Origin of the sequence: Streptomyces sp. NBC_00102 (genome assembly GCF_026343115.1) — a bacterium.
Taxonomy (GTDB): Bacteria; Actinomycetota; Actinomycetes; order Streptomycetales; family Streptomycetaceae; genus Streptomyces.
Genome location: NZ_JAPEMC010000001.1, coordinates 2,131,238 through 2,149,652 on the forward strand (window position 1 = coordinate 2,131,238; position 18,415 = coordinate 2,149,652).

Consider the following 18,415-nt stretch of genomic DNA (forward strand, 5'->3'; position numbering starts at 1 on the left):
ATCGGGTTGGCGGTCTCAGGAGTTGAGGAGGGCGCGCACGCGGGTGATGTCCTCTGTCGCCAGCGCGACGACGGTGGAGAGCCGGGTAGCGAGGTGGGCGCGGAGCCTGGATGTGTCCAGGTGGGCGAACTGCTCGACGGCGGACGGGTCGGCGACGAACGCGGCGACGTCGCGATGGACGTCCGTGGCCGGAACGCCGGGGCCGTAGGTGTCGGCGAGGACGCCGTGGAACTTCGGGGAGTGGCCGATGGCGACGGCCGGGGTGCCGCTGGACAGGGCGCCGATGGAGGCGTGCAGGCGCTCGGAGATGACCAGCTCGGCGCCTCCGAGAACGGCCTTGTAGTCGCTGGCTCGGGTATCGGCGGCGTCCAGGACGTGCACGGGGACGTCGGGCAGGCGGGCCGCGATCTGTCGGGCCAGGATGCGGTCGTCGTTGTGCTCGCGGGAGTCGTGGCAGTGCGGGACGAGTACCAGCGGGCGTCGGCGCACACGCCACAGGGTGTCGGCGAGGCTGGTCAGCGCGTCCAGGTGCTGGGTGTCGGTGATGGTGCTGTAACGGGTGACGCCCCGGCTCGGAACCAGGCAGATGTACGCCTGCTCGGCGCCGAGGCCGGCATCGGCGAGCAGCTGTTGCGCGCGGTCCGAGCCAGACGGTTGGAGAAGGAAGGCGGGGTCCGCCGAGAGCGCCACACGGTCTGCGGGCAGAGCTAGTTGCTCGGTGAGGTACGTCCTACTGGTGCTCTCGCGGACGGTCAGCAGGTCGAGCCCGGTGGCGGTGGTGGTGAACGCGAGCTGCTCGGCGGGGTTGGTGAAGGGGCCGACGGACTGGCCGATCATCGCGGTGGGGATGCCGAGTTGCTGGGCGCGGTCGAGCACGGCGAGGTAGGCAGTGGAGACGCCGTAGTCGGAGGTGTGCAGGTCTCCACCGGTGGCGAGGACCAGATCCGCGTGCTGGAGGAGGCGTTCGGCACGGGCACGGCGGTGCTGCTCGGTCTCGACGGGCCGCACGGTGGCCCAGGATCGGGAGACGACCCACGGGTCCGGAGCGCAGTCGGCTCCGGTGCCGGACAGCGCTTCTGCGTCGAGTGCCGGGGTCTGGGTGAGGACGGTGACCGAGGTGTCCGGCGTCTTGGTCAGCGCGGTGGTGAGCGAGCGGGCGAGCGCTTCGACGCCGCGGCTCTCGCAGCTGGTGATTCCGGTGAGCAGGATGCGCGGCAAAAGATGCTCCCTTTTGATCAGTGGGTGAGGGCGAGGAGTTGGCCCAGGACGCGCCGGTAGTTGAACTGGTGGCGTAGGTCGTCCTGGATTCGGCCCAGGCGCAAGCGGTTCGCGGTGGCGTCGCGCAGCAGCCGGGTGAGGTCCTCGGCGGGGTGGTTGCCGAGAAGGAAGGGGGTGATCTCCTCGCCGTAGAGGTCGGCGGTGTAAGCGAGTTCCGGTGGTAGGGCGGGCATGGTGCCTGCTGCGACGGTCTCGAACATGCGGGGGGTGAGCAGGTGCTGGTGGGTGAGGAGGGGGCGGGCCAGGACCGGGGTGATCGCGGCCTTGGCCATCTGGGTGAGGACCTGCCCGAAGGGCACAGGGCCGGTGACCTTCACTCCGCGCTCGGCCAGCCAACCGGGCCGGTTGGCGGTGGCGATGGGGTGATCGGGATGCGGGTTGCCGGCCCACCACCGGCCAGCCACGCGCAGGCGGGTCAGCGGCGGCCGGGCGGATCGGGCGGCTTCGGTGAGGCGGGCCAGAGCATCCCAGCGCCACCAGTTCGCGCCGACGTACTGCATCTCGTACGGCAGGTACGCGGGGGCGTGTTCGGGGCGGCGTACCGGCTTGGGCATCCCGAAGTAGGGGAAGAACCTGGCGCCGTCGGGGAGCGTACCGAGGCGCGGCTGGAGGATGAGGTCGCTGAGCTGCTTGTACAGCTGCTGCCACGGCTCGTGGCCGTACGGTCCGGCCGAGTCGTCGGTGCCGAGAACGGTGTGCTCGCCCCAGTGAGCGTCCGGGTCGATGATGATCCGGCGCTCGCGGGGGAAGCGCTCGCACAGCTCCAGCTGCTTCTCGTTGAGGAACTGGCGTCCCTCGAAGACCAGGACCAGGTGGGTGCCCCAGGCGAGGTCGTCGACGACCGGAAGCAGATCGGGGACCTGGTTGTCGAGGCGGCACAGCGGGCCGGCGAGGGCCACTTCGCAGTCCAGGGCGGGCGCGGCGCGCACGTACTCGGCGACCATGTGTGCCGAGCCGGCCTGCCAGTGGAAGTCTCCGGCGAACAGCAGCCTGGTCACAGGGCGCCTCCGGTGGTGCGCTTCGGCGGGCGGATGGCGCGCAAGCGGCGGTGGGCACGGCGGCGCCGAGCGATGGTCGGGGCGAGCCGCAGGAGCCACCAGGCGGCGACGGCCGTCTCCGCGCACCCTCGGAGTGGGGTGGTGTTGCCGCCGACGGAGTGGCCGAGCAGGTCTTGGCGCAGCCACCGCCCGGCCAGTCCGAGGATCGCGGGCCAGCTCCAGGTGATGTCGGTGAACAGGAAGTAGTACCGGTTGCGGCGCATCTGCACCCGCCTGTAGGTGCTCGCGCCGGTCCCACCGCCGCCGAAGTGCTGGATGCCGAGCCGGAGGTTGAGGGCCACTCGCCATCCCGCCCAGCGGGCCCGGCGGCAGAGGTCGGTCTCCTCGTAGTAGGTGTGGAAGACCCGGTCGAACAGCCCGATGGTGCGCAGTACCTCGGCGCGGACGAAGAACGCGGCGCCCTGGACGTAGGCGTGCTCCAGGGTGTCGGGGGCACGGCCCTCGGCGGGGCCGGCAGGTGAGGGCCGGAACGGGCGATCGCCCACGAAGCCGTCGGCTTCGCCCAGACGTAGTGCGGTACGTGACCACTCGTTGTGTTCGTCCAGGGAGACAGGCCCGTTGTCGGTGTAGACGTACTGCATGGGGCCGCAGATGCCGTACTCCGGGTGCCTTTCCATGAAGGCGCTCAGCTGGTGGATCAGGTCCGGAGGGGTCCTGGTGTCGGGGTTGACGAGGAAGACGTAATCGGCGCCGTCAGCCAAGGCCGCGCGCATGCCGACGTTGTTGGCTTGGGCGAAACCGAGGTTGCTGTCGTTCTGGATGATCCGCGCTGAGGGGAAGTCGTCGCGGACCAGTGCGGTACTGCCATCGGTGGAGGCGTTGTCGCTGTACCAGACGGCGAGGTCGAGATCGGGGGTGTGGCTGGTGAGCAGGGTGGACAGGCAGTCGGGCAGCCAGCGCTTCTCGTTGGTGCCGACCGTGATGGTGGCGACCTTCGGACGTCGGTGCCGTCGGTGGACGGTGGCGGGGCTGGTCACGTCGACTCCGTGGCTAAGGCGAACTCGATGACGAGGCTTCGGCGGGTCCGGGCCGAGGGGTTGGGGCGTGAGGCGTGGACGACCCGCACGTCGTGCACGGCCACGTCGCCGGCCTTCGCGGCGACCGGGACAACCGGCCCTGCGGTGCAGACCTGGTCCACGACGGCCTCGTCAGCCAGCAGGTGACTGCCGGGGACGAACTCCAGGCAGCCGTTGTCGGCATCGGAGTCGTCCAGGAAGAGGCTCAGGTTGATCGCGGAACCCGCAGGGGCATCGACGCGGTCGCGGTGCCAGGGCACGGCGGCGGCCACATGCGGCATCTTGACGATCAACGCGATGACCCGGGCCCGCGCCGGCTGGCCGAGAAGGCGCTCGGCGAGGTGGTGGAGAGGGCCGGTGGCGAACAGCTCGGCGGCGAGCGGTGCTCCTGGCTGTTGCTGGAGGTTGTGGATGCGGAAGAGCACCGGGGCGCTGTCTCCCTTGCGGGTGAAGTGCCAGAAGTTGTCGCTGCGGTGGCCGTCGTCGAAGGCGGCCACCAAGGCGGCGGCCTCGGCGCGGAGGTCCTCCAGCAGCGCATGGGTGACCACGCCGGAGACGACCGCGAAGCCGTCGGCCCGCAGTTGACCGACAGCGGCTGCGATCGGGGCGCTCATCGCGCTGCCCCGGCGGCGAGCTGCTGGACGAACCAGGTAACAGTGGCGGCCAGACCGCCCTCGATCGCGATCCGGGGCTCCCACCCGAACGCCTCGCGGGCCAAGGTCGTGTCGGGGCGGCGGCGACCGGGGTCATCTTCCGGCATGGCGACGAACTCGATGCCCGCGGCGGAGCCGGTGAGGTCCAGGACGAGACGCGCGATGTCCATCACCGTGCGCTCGTCCTCGGTGCCCAGGTTGACCGGGCCCGGGTGGCTGCTCGCGGCGACGGCCAGCAGCCCGGCCACCGTGTCATCGACGTAGCACAGCGATCGGCTCTGCCGACCGTCTCCGGCTACGTGGAGCGACTGCCCCGTCAGGGCTCGGGTGACGAAGGCCGGCACCGCGCGGCCGTCGTCGGTGCGCATCCGGGGCCCGAACGTGTTGAAGATCCGTACGATCGCCGTGTCGGCGCCGTACTCGCGGCGGTACGCGGCGGTGGCGGCCTCTGCGAAGCGCTTCGCCTCGTCGTAGACGCTGCGCGGGCCGATCGGGTTGACGTTGCCCCAGTACGCCTCCGTCTGCGGGTGCTGGTGCGGGTCCCCGTACACCTCCGAGGTCGAGGCCAGGACGAATCGAGCACCGCGTTCCCTGGCCAGCTCCAACGCGTTCAGCGTGCCGACGGAACCGACGGACAGCGTCTCGATGGGGTGGCGCAGGTAGTCCACCGGGGAGGCGGGCGAGGCAAGGTGGAACACCACGTCCACCTCACCCGCAACAGCCAGCTTGTCGTTGACGTCCTGCTCGATCAGGTCGAAGTGCGGGGAGGCAAGCAGGTGCGCGACGTTGTCGCGGCTGCCGGTCAGGAAATTGTCCACGCAGATCACGGCGCTTTCGGCGCGGATCAGCGCGTCGCACAGGTGGGAGCCGATGAATCCAGCTCCGCCGGTCACGACAGCGGTTCTTCGAGCCATGGGGCTCCTCCAAGATAGGGCGCGCCGACATCGCCCGGCGGCGCGGCGGCATGGCAGGCGACACGGTGAGCGGGTGGGGCGCGGCTGGCATGCCGTGCACTCGACGATCGGTGCGGGTGGTCCGTCTTCGCGACGTCATCTCGCTGCGCGGCCAGGTCATCGACAGGACGTGAAGTGGTCCCCAGCCGCGCGCCTCGGGGTGCCCGACCGCAGAATCACCGGCCGAGCACCCTTTCGGGGGAGCACAAGCTAACTGCTACGTAACTCACCTTGGCCAGAGGAGTTTTGTCGTCTCCATGTCGTCTTCTCACCCCTCGATCGCTCGGGCGTAGCATCAGCACACAGCGACGGGCCGGCTGCAAATCGGTGAACAACTAGGGGGGTTGCGGATGGGGCGAACCGCCGGTTTACGCACGGGACCACGACTGGTCCACCCGCTCAGCGTCGTCCGGGCCGAACATGGCTGGACCCATCAGGACATCGTGGACATTGTCGCCAAGGCCACCAAGCGATCGGCGGACCGGCGAAAGGCGTGGAAGTGGGAGAACTGGGGCGTCGAGCCGGACGCGGAGAGCCAGGAAGCCCTCGCCGCCGCACTCGGCGTCCCGCTGCGGGATGTACACCGGCTCGGCTGGCCTGGATGGTTACCCGACGGAGGCCCGGTCCGTATTGGTTTCCCATGGACCCTGGAGGGGACGCTCCAGGCATTGGACGACACCCTGGAGCACGCGATGCCCGACCGCCGCGGATTCATGAAGCTCGGCGGCCAGGCCCTGACCCTGCTCGCCGGAGAGTGGCTCTCCCAGGAGTCCGAGCCGGTGGCCGCCGCCCTCGCCGGTGGCCGAATCGACCTGCGGCTCATCGAGGACCTGGAGGACGGACTGCCTCGGCTGCGTCGGCTGGAAGCCGCGCTCGGCGGGCCCCGGGCCCGCCTGCTGCTGGACACTGAACTGGCCACGGTTACAGGCATTCTCAAGGCGGCGTCCTACACCGATCAGGCCGGGCGCCGGCTGCTCCGCCTCAGTGCCGAACTTTCCCGTCTCGCCGGATTTGCCTCGTTCGACGCGGGGCTCCACGCCGCCGCCCAGCGGTACTGGACCAGCGGCCTACGCGCCGCCCACTCCGCCTCGGACCGAGCAATGGGTGCCAACATCCTCAAGTCGCTCAGCCTCCAGTGCTACGACCATGGCCTTTTCGCCGAATCTCTTGCGCTCGCGACCTGCGCCGTCGAGGGCGCGGGCGACGTCACGCCCCGGACCCGGGCGATGCTGCTGCTGCGGCAGGCCCGAGCCGAAGCCGCAGGCGGTAACCGAACGGCATGCGACCGCCTTCTGTCCGACGCTGAGACGCAGATGGCCCGCGTGCGCGTCGAGGATGAAGACCCGTCCTGGACCGGCTACTTCGATGCGGCGGAGTTCCATGCCCAGACAGCAACCTGTCACGCTGACCTTCACCGCCCGCGACTCGCCGTGACTCACTTCACCACCGCGCTCACCTTGATGCCCCCAGCCAAGGGGCGCGACCTGGCCACTTACACCATCCAGACGGCCCGAGCCCATGCAGCACTCGGCAACGCCGATGAGGCCATCCGTCTCCTGGAGGCTGCGGTTCCGCTGATCACCACCGCGCCGTCCCACCGCAACACCGCACGTGCTGCAACTGCCCGCGCCGAACTCCCTATGGCCAGAAGGGACCCGAAAGTCCAGCGCCTGGATGAGCTCCTTGTCAGACTGTCTGCATGATCACGCACACGAACCCACGCGTCGCCTTGGTCTCGGGCGGAAACCGTGGCCTCGGCCTCGCCATCGCTACCCGCCTTGCCGAGCAGGGCATGCAGGTGGTTCTCGGGGTACGCGACCGCCAGGCCGGCCGTGAGGCAGAGGAAGCGCTGGGCCGCCAGGGGCTGTTCGTCCACCACCACGAACTGGATGTAACGGACCCGGCAAGCGTCGCCCGCGCCATCGCCGACGTGGCCGCCCCATTCGGCCGCCTCGACGTACTGGTCAACAACGCCGCTGTCGCCATCGATCGCGGCCAGGCAGCCTCCGCGCCCGACTTCGAGCGCGTCCGGGCAACCATGGACGCCAACCTCCTCGGAGCCTGGCGCCTCTCCGCCGCTGCCGTGCCCGAGATGCGCAAGAACGGATACGGGCGCATCGTCAACATCACCAGCCACCTGGGCTCCCAGAGCAACATGGGCACCGGGAACGTCAGCTACCGCATCTCGAAGGCCGGCCTGAACGCCCTCACCCAGATCCTCGCCGCCGAGTTGACGGAAACCGGCATTCTCGTCAACGCGGCCTCACCCGGTCGGATGGATACCCGCATGGCTTACGGCGAGACGAAGCGCACCCCCGACGAGGCGGCCGACACGCCTGTCTGGCTCGCCACACTTCCCGACGACGGCCCGACCGGCGGTCTCTTCTATGAGCGTCAACCGTTGGACTGGTGAGTCGGCCCCGGGCGCGCATGGCACCGCTCTGCGGAAGGACTTCACCCGGAGAGCGGCCTCCCCGTTCGCTGTTCCTCGGTTTTCCGGACGGGCTTGAGCGCGGCTGCAAGCGCGAGCGCGTCGTCGGCGTCCAGGAAGTCGATCCAGATCTGGTTCGGGCCGTTGTGGTCCCGGCAGTGCCCACATGTCGGGCGGGATTCGACGGGAACCATCCGGCCGGTGGCGGTGTGAACCGTCGTCTCCAGGTATTCGGCGAAGGACTCGTGATCGCGCCATTCGGTCAGCGTGAGGTCGCGTACGACCAAGTCGTCGCCGCCGAGACAGCGGTACAGGCGGGCGGCGTCGTCCGGGGTGAACACGCCGGTGTCGATCAAACCGTCGTCCTGTATTCCGACGCGTCGTTCCAAGTCGGCGAGTCCGAAGGCGCGGTGCAGCTGAAGAGCGGCGTTCTGGATCTCGGTGAGACGGGTCTCGACGAGGCGTCCGAGCGCACGCACGTCCTCCGTCGAAGGCAGGTCGAGAACGAGCCCAGGACCAGGACAGGGAAGAGGCTGCTCGATGCGCCGCGCCGTGGCGATGATCCCGTCCGCGAGAAGGTTTCCTTCCACGTCCCCGAGCGTCCAGGGGTGGGTGGGTGAAGGCTCCAGCCGCAGACGGCGCCCGCCGGGCGGTGCACTCTGCTCAAGGTCGAAGGAGATGCCGGCGTAGTACAGCGCCAGCTCCAGAGTGAGGGTCGCCTCCTCGGCGGCCTGCTCTTCGGCCATGTCAGCAGCTATCGGCATGAGGTGGGTCATCGGGCCGTCCTGTCAGGTGGGTCGGAAGGTGTGTGGCCGGTGTTGAGCCGGCATCGAGGCTCAGTACCCGGTTGAGAGTCCGCGCGCCGACCGCCTAGGTGGGGCTTGTTCCTGGCGGGCAATGTCGGCAACACGAAGCAGGCTGAACGAGGCGGGCAATGTTCTGTGCCCAGCTCACTCCGGCCTGCGGGTCGCCGGCCGAAGGCACCTGGTTGAGCCGACGAGCCTGGTCTCCCGGGACCACTGCCGCGCGGTGTGCGGCCGTCGAGTTCGAGGGGAGGGACCGGAAGACCAGGTCGAGGTCTGGCACGACGGTCCGTCCGCTGGTTGTGAGTTGGTCGAGCAGCCGCGCGGAGTCTTCGACGGGCGGAAGCGCGTGACCCGAGTGGAACCAGGCGAGCGCAGCCGTGGGCGGCGCGTGAAGGAGGACGTTCCGGGGCGGGGAATCCATCGGCGGGGGCCGCTACGAACAAGCGACCCCACGCCGTCGGAAAGACGATCATTCGTCGTCTCCCATAAGGTCGAGGACGGCCAGAATGACCAGCGCCCATCGCCGTAAGTACGACAGCGCACCGCCCGGAGGCGCCTGGCCGTCGCGCAGGGCCACCAGGAGCGACAACTCGCGAGTGGGATAGGTCGCCGCGCGGTACGGGGCGACCTGCAAGAGGAGCTGGGTCGCCCGACGGAACCGGTCGATGAACCGTGCCGCGCCCTCGTCACTCAGCGCAGCAACGTCGGGAAGCCGCTGCGGGCGGGGTGGTAGACCGACGCGGACCAGCAGTCCGTCGAATCTTCGAGTCCGGGGCGCAGAGACGGGCCAGTAGCTCAAGACCTCGTCGAGGGTGACGATCAGGTCATAGCTGATGCCCTCGGCAACAAGCGAGCGGGTGAGGCAGAAGGCCACTCTGCGCTTCTCCTCGTCGCTGAGGGCCGCCGACACCGCCCCTGGTCCAGGACCAGCGAGCCCCGCCTCGTTCAGTACCGACATCACGGACTCCCATCGCCGACACGGAAGAACGCCCACGTGGTGCGACCGTCTTCGCTCACTCCCCAGTCCGCCGCAAGGCAGGAGACGAGAAGCAAGCCGCGGCCGTGCTCGTCATCGGCCGCCGCGGGCCGGAGCCGGGCGGGTGCCGGGTTACCGTCGACGACCTCAAGGAGAAGCCCCTCGCCGGTGAGCGACAGCCGGAAACCGACCGCACCATGCCCGTGTTCGATGGCGTTCGTGACCAGCTCCGAGACGACCACCGCCACGTCCTGAACCACGATGCTGGACGCCCATTCCGCGACCAGCACACTGGTGATCCGCCGCAACTGAGCGATGCGCACACGGTCGGGATCGATGGTCATATCGAAGGTGAAGTCCATGACGGGGACCGTGACGGGGACAGAGGCCAAGCCGCTCATGACTGTGCTCCGGTGATCTCGGGAACTACCAGCGCGTCGAAGCCGATTTGCTCCTCGAACCGCGCGCGCTCATTTCGGCACTGATCGATCTCACCGCTGACCACGCCAGCCATGAGCACTACACCCCCGTCCGCGAGGCCGGCCCGAATCAGCTCGCGCACGGAGCTCCAGCCCTGCCGCCCGTTGGGGGCGGTCGCCTCATCAGGATCCGTAAAGGTCTGCTCCCTGCTGACCGCCGAGAAAGAACGCCGCTCGTACTTCTCCGCCGACCTCAAGGAGACCCGGGGGGCCTTCCTGTCGACGGAGATCGCGTACAAGCACACCCTCGGACTCGGCCCGGTGGCCTGGAGTCGCGCGAGAACCCGCGTCAGGTCCTCGCACCGCAGGGCCTCTATCGGCGTATACAGATCGGACTCGATACGGAACTCCCGTGGGCGCAACCACTCTGCGGGGGTGCGCCCCTGGTCCACACGGTCGGTCTCGCGGGTGCTGGTGCCCATCACATTCATGTCCGGGTCTCCACACGTAAGGGTGGACGGAGCCACGGCGGTGTCCGCCGACGGCATGCGGGGTGGAGGAGAGTCCCGACCAGGAATCCGTCGGCTCCACGCCAACCACCCTGCTGCAGACGGTCCGTAGGATTCAACGTATTCCCACGGTATTACTCCGGGAGGAATAAAGTGGCATATGCCGTAGCGCGCACATGGACTGTCGCGGCGCGCGCATGCGGTGAGAAACTGCGCACATGGACGGACGAGCCCCGCAGATCGGTCCTGCGCGCACGCACATCGGGTACGCGGGCGCGCACATGTGGTGACGCCGCGAAACGGCCAAGGAGGTCAGTCAGTGGCAGCTCAACCCCGACCCACCGCTCGCCGGATCAGCATGGGCCAGGATCTTCGAGCACTTCGTCAGCAGGCCGGGTTCACGATGGAGGAGGCTGTGGAGGGGCTGGAGTTCTCGGACTCACTGCTCCAGAAGGTCGAGACCGGCCTCTCCTCTCTGCGCAGGGCACAGCATCTGCGCAGCCTCCTGGAGCGTTACGGCGTAACGGATGAGACCTACATCGAGGGCCTCATCGCCACCCAGAGGGAGGCCAGCAGCGAAGAGTGGATCAGTGACTACAAGGACAGCATGACGCCGGCGCAGATGCCCAAATTCGTCGGGCTCGAAGAGATCGCGGTCGAGAACCGGGTGTTTCACCCGCTGCTGCCCTGGGGGCCGTTGCAGAGCGAACCCTACGTCCGGGCCCTCTTCGCGATGCAGCAGCCGGTCCTCGAGAACCGTTCCGAGTCCGTGGACAAGGCCGCGCGGCTCCGTCTACGGCGCCGTGAGTTCCTGACCCGGGCCGAGAGCCCGCTCAAGCTCAAGGCCGTCATCGGTGAGCCTGCGCTACGGCACATCGTCGGCGACATCGAGGTGATGCGAGGCCAGTGCGACGAGTTGGTGAAGTTGTCCCAGCTCGACAACGTCACCATTCAGATTCTGCCGGCGACCGGAAGGCGGTACCGGTTCGCAGCGGACTTCAGCATCCTGAACATGGGCGAGGACTACCCTCCGCAGGTTCAGGCGGACAACGCGTGGGGCGGCATGCAGATTTCAGGCAAGCCTCGTGATGTAGGAGTCTTCACCCGGAGGTGGGAGAAGCTGAGCGCATCGGCGCTTCCGCCGGAGGAGACTCCCGATTTCATTCAGCAACTATCCCGAGAACTGGCGTGATCATGAGCTTGAGCACTGAGTGGACCAAGTCGTCGTACTCCGAGGGCAGTGGGAACGCGTGCGTGGAGGTCGCCCACCGTTCGGAGGCGGTCCTCGTCCGCGACTCCAAGGACGTGGGCCTCGCACCTTTCCAGGTGAGCCGTGACGCGTGGGCCTCCTTCCTCCCCTTCGCGGCCAGCCGAGTATCGCTGTAGCGACCGCCGCGACACCTGGCGGTCGGGCCCCCTCAGTTGCGTTGAGGGGGCCCGACCTTGTCTCTCTGGCCACGGCGTCCAGGTGGCCAGTGGGATAGGGGGAGCCTAGGACGGCACCGCCGGAACGGACAGAGGGCTGCCGCGCACGCTCGCACGACCTCTGTCCGCCACACAATCTGGTGCCTCCTATCAGCCAGGTCCGGCGTCTCCAAATCGCTTAGCCCCGTACAAGCTGCAGCGGTTCAGCACGAGGGAGAACCGCCTTGACACACGAAACGCGCCTACCGATCTCGCTCCACAGCTACGCAGAGGCTGCCGCCGTCCTCAAAGTTGAGGAATCGTGGCTCCGTCGCCACATCAGGAAGCTGCCGCACAGCAAGCTCGGGGGACACGTCCGCTTCACCGACGAGGACCTACGACGCGTCGTGGATCTGTTCCACCAAGAGCCGTCCACAGTAAAATTGGCTACGCCCGGCGACACCGGCGCCCTGGGGCCACTCCGATCCCTACGACCGATTCCACGCTCTACGGTGGGACGCGCGGCCTGACACCGTCGCCCACTTCACCTGACGGCCTCTGGAAACCGCCGACGGTCCAGGGGCCGCTTCTGGAGCTGATACTGGTGACCATTTTGGTCTCTGATAGCAGCGCGAAGGTGGTACGGGAGTCCCGGGGATCAGACTCGAATCCCGCTCCTCAGCACTGGGGACTTGCCCTAAAGTTCGGAAATGGATCAGGCGACCGTAGGGCTCGTGGGTGCGGCAATCGGTGTGTCCGGAACGGCGCTGACTGCGTTCGTAACGGCCTGGGCAGCACGCTTCAATCAGGGCCACCAGCGGCAACAGGCACGTAGGCAGGAACAGCGGGAGGCGTTTGCCGCAATCCTCGCTGCGGCCTACGGGATGCAGGCCACAGATCCTACGAGGAAGAGCACCTACAGGCATGATCGGATCCCCCCTCCGCCGGGCCATCAGGGCATCTGGATCCAGCCGATCAGGGAATCCCATCTCGACCAGGAGTGGGCTGATGCCGTTCATCGGGAGGCCGACCGTGTTGCCCTTCAGATGCCACTCATCGCGCTATCAGGTCTGCGGCTGTACTCCGAGGCCCGCAAGATCAACGACGTAGCAGAGAATCTCGCACGGCAGGCCCGGCAGAACCCCGGCGATGCCGGGCACACAGTTCGAAACCTCTACGCCAACCTGGAGGTCGCTGTTGACCGCTTCACTGAAGCGGCGGCGCATCTGCTTGCCGCCACGTGACGAATCGAGGAGAGGTCACCCCCCTTTCGGTCGTCGGGGCGGCAGGCGATCGTCAAAACCAACCCTCAGCGAGCCATCTACGACCCCGTTCAGAAGTAGAGCTGGGGACGCAACGATACAAACAGACACAGTTTGCCTGGCGCTATGGCGGTCGGCAGGGCGCCCCTTGGGGACCAAGGTAGAGAACATTGCATTCCGGGCCGCGGCGTACCGGGTCGCCTCTACAGTTGCATCATGGAGTTCAACCGGGGTGACTCGATCTGGGAACTGATGCTGACGAAGCGCCCCTCCGACACGCACTTCTCGAAGTCAAGCACTCCGGGCGGAGAGAGCCCTCTGGCGCGGGATGACGACAACACTCTCGTCACGCACGCCGTGCTATTCGACGGCACCAAGACGGCCCTGGCGATCGCCGCCACGTGCTTCGCGCTGGGGGTGGTTGTCGCGCCGCACGTCAAGAGCGTGCTGACCAGCCTCAAATCGAAGCTGCGCCGCCGGGCGGAGGAGACCACCGACGCCGAGACCCCCGTTCCTCTCACGGTCGTTGCAGAGGACGAGCTGCAGCAGCCGGAGCCCCCTCGACTGCGCGCCGTCTAACCGGCTGGCCAGGCGCCGGCGCGGGACCGGGTCCATCCGCATCCCACTCTCCCAGAGAGGCGCGGCCAGGAGATTCGTCGCTCACCTTGAGCGCCACCTGGGCCTACAGCGGGCGAGCGTTTGGCCATGGCCAAACCGAATCGCGGGCAGCGTCACACCAGCGCACACCGCGTCATACATATGCACCCGTTCGTCCGCTTTCCCGGCAAAGCCGCAGGTCACGATAGAAACACGAAACAGGTTCGAGTCCCGTTACTCACCCTTGAAGAGGGCCCGGTCTGCGGAAGCAGACCGGGCCCTCTTCGTGTGCGGTCCCGTCGACGCCCGAACCTGCGGCGCCCCGCGCCCGGACCCGCCCCTTCAGGCTTCGGTACTCGCGCACTCACCCACCGTGACGGGTACGGCGGCGTACGGCGGGCGACGCGAGCCCCCGCACGCCTACGGCTCCTGCCGCGGCGGCGCTTCCCCCGATCCGGCGGGCGGAACCTGCGGGCGGCGCACCTTCAGCCGCTCGCCGGAAGCCAGCTCCGGCTTCAGGGTCACCTGCACCTGGTGGGTCGTCTGGCGGTCCAGCGTCGCACCGAGCTCGGCCGTCACCACGCCGATCCGGACTCCGCCCTTGCCGGTGCCGGACCGGTGGACCTGGACGGTGAAGGTCAGATTCACGTCCTCCACGGCGAAACCGATGTTCTGGCCCGCCGCGCCGGCGCGGGCGAGCTCCAGTTCGCCTCTGATCTGGCGGATCACCTCGGCCAGCCCCACGAAACCGGGTTCGTTCGTCAATTCGCCTCCACAGAAGGCCCGTTGAACCAGTGACGCATCAGTATGCGACAGCTCCGGGCGCCCGTATAGTCCAGGGCATGGCTGCGGACGGGGGAGTCCTGGCCGTCTCGTCGATGGAGACGCCGAGCTGGGCGGTGCGGCTCCGGGGAGCGGACGGTGAGATCGCGGGGGCCGGCATTCTGTTGAGCGCCGACCATGTGCTCACCTGCGCCCACGTGGTGGGCGGGGCGGGGGCCGTCCTCACCGCCGAGTTCGTCGGCGCGCCGGGGCACGGTGTACCCGCGGTCCTCGCCCGGGTGGACGGCGACGCCTACGTACCGGAAGCCCTGGACGAGGACGGTGATCCCGGTGGGGACGTCGCCCTGCTGCGGCTGGAGAAGTCCCGGCCGCCGGGGGACGCCGTCCGGCTCCACCGGCTGTCCGCACCCGACCGCAGGGTGCGGATGTACGGCTTCCCGCTCGACCACAACGGCGGCATCTGGTTCCGTGCCACCGTCGTGGGCGGCTGCGGACGCGACGGGCAGGTGCAGATGAGCCCGGCCAGTCCGGGCGAGGTGGCGAGCCCGGGGTGCAGTGGCGCGGGGGTCGCCGACAGCCTGACCGGCGAGGTCATCGGGATGGTGCTCAGCGGCCAGCGGGACCAGCACGGCAACCTCTACTCCTACATGACACCCGCCGAGACCATCGTCCGCCATCTGCCCGGGGTCGAGGCCTATACGGTGGGGCGCGCGGCGGTCGACGCCCGGCTGCGCTCCACCGAGGACGACGCCGCCCGGGAGCTGTTCGACGAGCGGTTCGCCCAGCGCCTCGCCGACTGGCTGCAGGACGACGGCACCCCGTTGAAGATCAGCGTGGTCGGGCACGACGACGACGCGCGCGCCGCCACGCTGCGCCGCGCCGTCACCCTCGCCGACCGGGAGTTACGCACCGCGGTCTCCGTCGGCCGCACCTTCCTCGAACCGCCCGGCACCGTCCCGTCGGCCGGAGACCACGACCTCGCGTTGCACGCCGGGGGGCTGGCTTCGGCCGAGATCGCCGAGCGGATCGCCGAGCGCATGGGGCTGTGGCAGCACACCGGGGAATCCCCGGCCGACTGCATCAGGACGGCGAAGGTCACGCTCACTCTGGTCGTCGTCGGCGTGGACGAGGCGCTCGACCCTCCGGCGCTGCTGGAGCTCCTGGACGTACTGCGCGCGGGAGGCAGTCGCCTGCTGCTGGTCTTCCGTACGGACGGCGAACACCACCGCCAGGCGTGCCGGCTCCTGCTGGACCGGCCGGCACGGGAGCGCCGGGACAGGCTCGTGGAGCGGTTGCGGGAGATCACCGGCCCCCTCGCCGCGGCCGTGTTCGAGCGCCGCTCGACCGTGGTGCCGGAGAAGGTTCCTCCGCTCGACGCGGATCTGGTGGCCGTGCACGCCGCCCTCTTCGACCTGCTCCGGGCGAGAGCCCCTGGCGGCGGACCTGATCCGGCCCGGTACGAACGGCTGGCCGACCGGGTCTCCGCCCGGTTGACGGGACATCTCCGCCACCTCGACCTGCTGGCCGCCCGGCGCGACGAACTCACCGGCCGGCTGCGCAGCTACCACGTCCTGCACCAGCACGCCACGCGGGGCGCGGAGGATCCGGCGGTCGACGAGCTCTACCTGCGGGCCCACTCCCTGCTCCGGGCAACCCCCTGCGACGTGCGCGCGGCGGAGGCGGCGGTGGACGACTTCACCCACCGGGTCGACGCCGGCGGGGAGGCGGGGAGCGGTCCGGACGACGGGGGTGCGGGGAGCGGTCCCGACGACAGGTATACGGGGAGCGGCGCGGACTGCGGTACCGGGTACGGGGCCGTTTCCCCGTACCGCGACGGGGGGCGACCGGAATGAGCGGCACGGACTGCGTCAGAGGCGACTGCCGGGGCGGCCGGATCATGGTCACCGGCTTCTGCGACACCTGCTTCCGCCGTCCCGCCGCTCCTGCGGCGCGTCCGGCCCGTCCCGCCGAGGTCCCGGCCCGACCGGCCGAACCGCCGGCGTCCGCGCCCCGTCCCGTCCCTCCGCCCGTCGGCGCGCTGGACCGTGACGGACTGCTGGTCCTCCCGTATCTGCCCGCGCCCCCACCGTCCGAGGCGGTCCGGACCGAAGCCCGTCCCCCCTCCGGCGGCCGGCGCTGCGGTGTCGACAACTGCGCCGGCACCATCGGCATCTCGTACGACGGCGGCCCCGCTCCCGACCACGGGTTCTGCCCGCAATGCGGTACGGCGTACTCGTTCCTGCCGAAACTGCGCCCCGGCGACCGGGTCGGCGACCACTACGAGGTGCTCGGCTACCTCGCGGTCGGCGGCCACGGCTGGGTCTACCTGGCCGAGGACACCCGCGTGCCCGGCCTGCACGTCGTCCTCAAGGGGCTGATCAACACCGGGGACGCCGTGGCCCGGCGGGCGGCCGTCGAGGAGCGCCGGTCGCTCACCACCCTCCATCACCGGGACATCGTCCGCATCGTCACCCACGTCGGGCACCGGGCGCCGGGCGATGCCGAACCGACCGGCTACATCGTCATGGAGTACGTCGGCGGCCGGTCCCTGGCCTGGATCCGGTTCGCCCCCGAGGAGGAACTGGAGCGGCTGTTCGGCGAGGAGGGCTTCACCTTCGGTCACGTGATCACCTACGGCTGCAAGATCCTCGGAGCGCTGGAGTACCTGCACGACCAGGGCTTGCTCTACTGCGACATGAAACCCGAGAACGTCATCCACTACGGCCGCGAGATCAAGGTCATCGACCTGGGCGCCATCCGCCGGACCGACGACCGCTCGTCCGGGCTCGTCCACACGAACGGCTACGCGCCGTCGAGGAAGGAACGCGACGCACGCGGCTTCACCGTCGACAGCGATCTCTACACCGTCGGCCGGACTCTGAAGGTGCTCGCCGAACGGGCGTCCGAGCCCGCAGGTCTGGCCGCACGCTCCTTCGAAGAACTGATCCGCCGTGCCACCCACCCCGAGCCGGCCGCCCGGTTCCGTTCGGCGGCGGAGATGTCCCGCCAGTTGTGGGAGGTGCTGCGTGAGCACCAGGCGCTGGGCGGGCACGAGCCGTACCCGGAGCGCTCCACCCGGTTCGGGGCGACGGCCGCCGTCTTCGGCGACGACCTCGGTACGGCCCCCGCGCTGGACCGGTGGACGCAACGCCCGGACGGCGGGGTGCCGGTGCTGCCGGCCGGCGCCCCCGATCCCCGGGACGCGGCCCGCGCCCTGCCGGTCCCCCGCCCCGAGGCCTCGGACCCGGCGGCGGTGCTGCTCGGCGGGCTCGCCGCCGGCACTCCCGACCGCATCGCCGAACAGGCGGAGACCGATCCGGCCCTGCGCACCGCGGAGACCGCGCTGTGGCTGTGCCGCGCCTATCTGAACGCGGGGGACACGGAGCGCGCCGGGGCGTGGGTGGCCCGGGCCGAGGAATGGAGCGGTCCCCACGACTGGCGGATCTTCTGGCACCGGGGGCTGGCGCACCTCACGCGCGGTGCGGTGGACGAGGCGGAGGGGGAGTTCGCCGCCGCCTACGCCGCGCTGCCCGGTGAGGCCGCGCCGAAGCTGGCCCTCGGATACTGCTCCGAGTACCTGGCCGAGCGGCTGCGCGAGCCCGCCGCACGGCCCCACGCCGCGGACGCCGGAGGGGCGAGGGGCCGTCCCCCGCGCCCCGAGCGGCCGCGGGCCGGCCAAGCTGCGGCCCGCGAGCAGTTGGCGGAGCAGTACTACGAGGCCGTCAGGCGACGCGATCCCACGCAGGGCAGCGCCGCGTTCGGAGTGGCCCGGCTGCGCCTGCGCAGGGACGGCCGCCGGTCGGCTGTCGACGTCCTGGACGAGGTACCGACCACGTCCCGGCACTACGACGCCGCCCGTGTCGCCGCGGTCCGGGTGCTGACCGGCAGGCTGCCCGGTGGTTCCAGGCCGGCCGGCGTCGAACTGCGCGAGGCAGCCCGGCGGCTCGCCGGGCTGCACCTGGACGACAGCGGGGCGCGGGACCGGCTGGTGACCGAAGTGCGGGAGCACGCCCTCACCCACCGCCCGCCGGAGGGCTGGGGCGGCGGCTTTCCCGTCGGTGAGCTGTTCGGTCCGCAGGACACCGAGGAGGCCCTGCGCGGACTCCTGTACCGGTCGTTGAAAGGCCTGGCCGACCAGGCCCGCAGCGCCGACGCGCGGGGCGACCTGCTCGATCTGGCGTACTCGGTGCTCCCCGAACCGCCCGGCCCGCGCTCGCTGCTGCGGGGATGGCGGGGCACGGCGTGAGCACACGGCGGTGGGGACACCGCC

At 69.6% G+C, this 18,415-nt stretch carries 20 protein-coding genes; 9 read left to right on the forward strand and 11 right to left on the reverse strand.

Annotated elements, in window-relative coordinates; all coding sequences use genetic code 11:
- Positions 1–15 precede the first annotated feature (15 nt).
- The 5 genes from OHA55_RS09355 to OHA55_RS09375 are packed head-to-tail and all read right to left on the reverse strand — an operon-like array spanning position 16 to position 4,919.
- Entirely contained in the window at positions 16–1,218 is a 1,203-nt protein-coding gene (locus tag OHA55_RS09355; protein ID WP_266704650.1) for a polysaccharide pyruvyl transferase family protein, read from the reverse strand.
- A gap of 17 nt (positions 1,219–1,235) precedes the next feature.
- Complete coding sequence (locus OHA55_RS09360; RefSeq protein WP_266704652.1) at positions 1,236–2,276, reverse strand: hypothetical protein; 1,041 nt, start codon at positions 2,274–2,276, stop codon at positions 1,236–1,238.
- Positions 2,273–3,313 (reverse strand): glycosyltransferase family 2 protein, encoded by a 1,041-nt coding sequence (locus tag OHA55_RS09365; protein ID WP_266704654.1) that lies wholly within the window; start codon positions 3,311–3,313, stop codon positions 2,273–2,275. The genes OHA55_RS09360 and OHA55_RS09365 overlap by 4 nt, the downstream gene beginning before the upstream one ends.
- Positions 3,310–3,966: a phytanoyl-CoA dioxygenase family protein gene (locus OHA55_RS09370; RefSeq protein ID WP_266704656.1), complete on the reverse strand. Its 657-nt coding sequence runs from the start codon at positions 3,964–3,966 to the stop codon at positions 3,310–3,312. The genes OHA55_RS09365 and OHA55_RS09370 overlap by 4 nt, the downstream gene beginning before the upstream one ends.
- Positions 3,963–4,919, reverse strand: coding sequence for an NAD-dependent epimerase/dehydratase family protein (locus OHA55_RS09375; RefSeq protein ID WP_266704658.1), 957 nt, complete (start codon positions 4,917–4,919; stop codon positions 3,963–3,965). The genes OHA55_RS09370 and OHA55_RS09375 overlap by 4 nt, the downstream gene beginning before the upstream one ends.
- Before the next feature lie 482 nt (positions 4,920–5,401).
- Between OHA55_RS09375 and OHA55_RS09380 the strand changes: the two genes are divergently transcribed.
- Both OHA55_RS09380 and OHA55_RS09385 read left to right on the forward strand, forming a co-directional pair.
- Positions 5,402–6,661 carry a hypothetical protein gene (locus tag OHA55_RS09380; protein ID WP_266704660.1) on the forward strand — a complete coding sequence of 420 codons (1,260 nt, stop codon included), beginning with the start codon at positions 5,402–5,404 and terminating at the stop codon, positions 6,659–6,661.
- Positions 6,658–7,371 (forward strand): SDR family NAD(P)-dependent oxidoreductase, encoded by a 714-nt coding sequence (locus tag OHA55_RS09385; RefSeq protein ID WP_266704662.1) that lies wholly within the window; start codon positions 6,658–6,660, stop codon positions 7,369–7,371. The genes OHA55_RS09380 and OHA55_RS09385 overlap by 4 nt, the downstream gene beginning before the upstream one ends.
- Before the next feature lie 41 nt (positions 7,372–7,412).
- On the opposite strand, the gene OHA55_RS09390 is transcribed toward OHA55_RS09385, so the two are convergent.
- From OHA55_RS09390 to OHA55_RS09405, 5 genes are all read right to left on the reverse strand, one after another.
- The gene (locus tag OHA55_RS09390; RefSeq protein WP_266704664.1) at positions 7,413–8,165 is read right to left on the reverse strand and encodes a hypothetical protein; all 753 of its coding nucleotides are present in this window, start codon (positions 8,163–8,165) and stop codon (positions 7,413–7,415) included.
- A gap of 94 nt (positions 8,166–8,259) precedes the next feature.
- Positions 8,260–8,616, reverse strand: a complete 357-nt coding sequence (locus OHA55_RS36565; protein WP_353963491.1) for a DUF6415 family natural product biosynthesis protein — start codon at positions 8,614–8,616, stop codon at positions 8,260–8,262.
- A gap of 48 nt (positions 8,617–8,664) precedes the next feature.
- On the reverse strand, positions 8,665–9,153 hold the full coding sequence (locus OHA55_RS09395) for a hypothetical protein (RefSeq protein ID WP_266704666.1): 489 nt from the start codon (positions 9,151–9,153) through the stop codon (positions 8,665–8,667).
- Positions 9,153–9,533: an ATP-binding protein gene (locus tag OHA55_RS09400; protein ID WP_266704668.1), complete on the reverse strand. Its 381-nt coding sequence runs from the start codon at positions 9,531–9,533 to the stop codon at positions 9,153–9,155. Before OHA55_RS09400 ends, OHA55_RS09395 begins: the two co-directional genes overlap by 1 nt.
- Positions 9,534–9,568: 35 nt before the next feature.
- Positions 9,569–10,081 (reverse strand): hypothetical protein, encoded by a 513-nt coding sequence (locus tag OHA55_RS09405; RefSeq protein WP_266704670.1) that lies wholly within the window; start codon positions 10,079–10,081, stop codon positions 9,569–9,571.
- Between the two features lie 337 nt (positions 10,082–10,418).
- Here OHA55_RS09405 and OHA55_RS09410 point away from each other — a divergent pair, with 337 nt between their 5' ends.
- The 5 genes from OHA55_RS09410 to OHA55_RS09425 all read left to right on the forward strand — a co-directional run bounded on the left by OHA55_RS09410 (position 10,419) and on the right by OHA55_RS09425 (position 13,344).
- A complete protein-coding gene (locus tag OHA55_RS09410; RefSeq protein ID WP_266704672.1) occupies positions 10,419–11,291 on the forward strand; it encodes a helix-turn-helix transcriptional regulator in 873 nt (290 codons plus the stop codon).
- Between the two features lie 2 nt (positions 11,292–11,293).
- Complete coding sequence (locus tag OHA55_RS09415; protein ID WP_266704674.1) at positions 11,294–11,485, forward strand: DUF397 domain-containing protein; 192 nt, start codon at positions 11,294–11,296, stop codon at positions 11,483–11,485.
- A 263-nt stretch (positions 11,486–11,748) separates the two neighbouring features.
- Complete coding sequence (locus OHA55_RS36480) at positions 11,749–12,033, forward strand: helix-turn-helix domain-containing protein (RefSeq protein ID WP_323180382.1); 285 nt, start codon at positions 11,749–11,751, stop codon at positions 12,031–12,033.
- Positions 12,034–12,213: 180 nt separating this feature from the next.
- Entirely contained in the window at positions 12,214–12,747 is a 534-nt protein-coding gene (locus OHA55_RS09420; RefSeq protein ID WP_266704676.1) for a hypothetical protein, read from the forward strand.
- 234 nt (positions 12,748–12,981) lie between these two features.
- Positions 12,982–13,344, forward strand: a complete 363-nt coding sequence (locus OHA55_RS09425; RefSeq protein WP_266704677.1) for a hypothetical protein — start codon at positions 12,982–12,984, stop codon at positions 13,342–13,344.
- Between the two features lie 438 nt (positions 13,345–13,782).
- Here the strand turns inward: OHA55_RS09425 and OHA55_RS09430 are convergent, their stop codons facing one another.
- Positions 13,783–14,127 carry a trypco2 family protein gene (locus OHA55_RS09430; protein WP_266704679.1) on the reverse strand — a complete coding sequence of 115 codons (345 nt, stop codon included), beginning with the start codon at positions 14,125–14,127 and terminating at the stop codon, positions 13,783–13,785.
- 77 nt (positions 14,128–14,204) lie between these two features.
- Between OHA55_RS09430 and OHA55_RS09435 the strand changes: the two genes are divergently transcribed.
- Together OHA55_RS09435 and OHA55_RS09440 are read left to right on the forward strand one after the other, a co-directional pair.
- Entirely contained in the window at positions 14,205–15,998 is a 1,794-nt protein-coding gene (locus tag OHA55_RS09435; protein ID WP_266704681.1) for a serine protease, read from the forward strand.
- Positions 15,995–18,391 (forward strand): tetratricopeptide repeat protein, encoded by a 2,397-nt coding sequence (locus tag OHA55_RS09440; protein WP_266704683.1) that lies wholly within the window; start codon positions 15,995–15,997, stop codon positions 18,389–18,391. Before OHA55_RS09435 ends, OHA55_RS09440 begins: the two co-directional genes overlap by 4 nt.
- Positions 18,392–18,415: the final 24 nt, after the last annotated feature.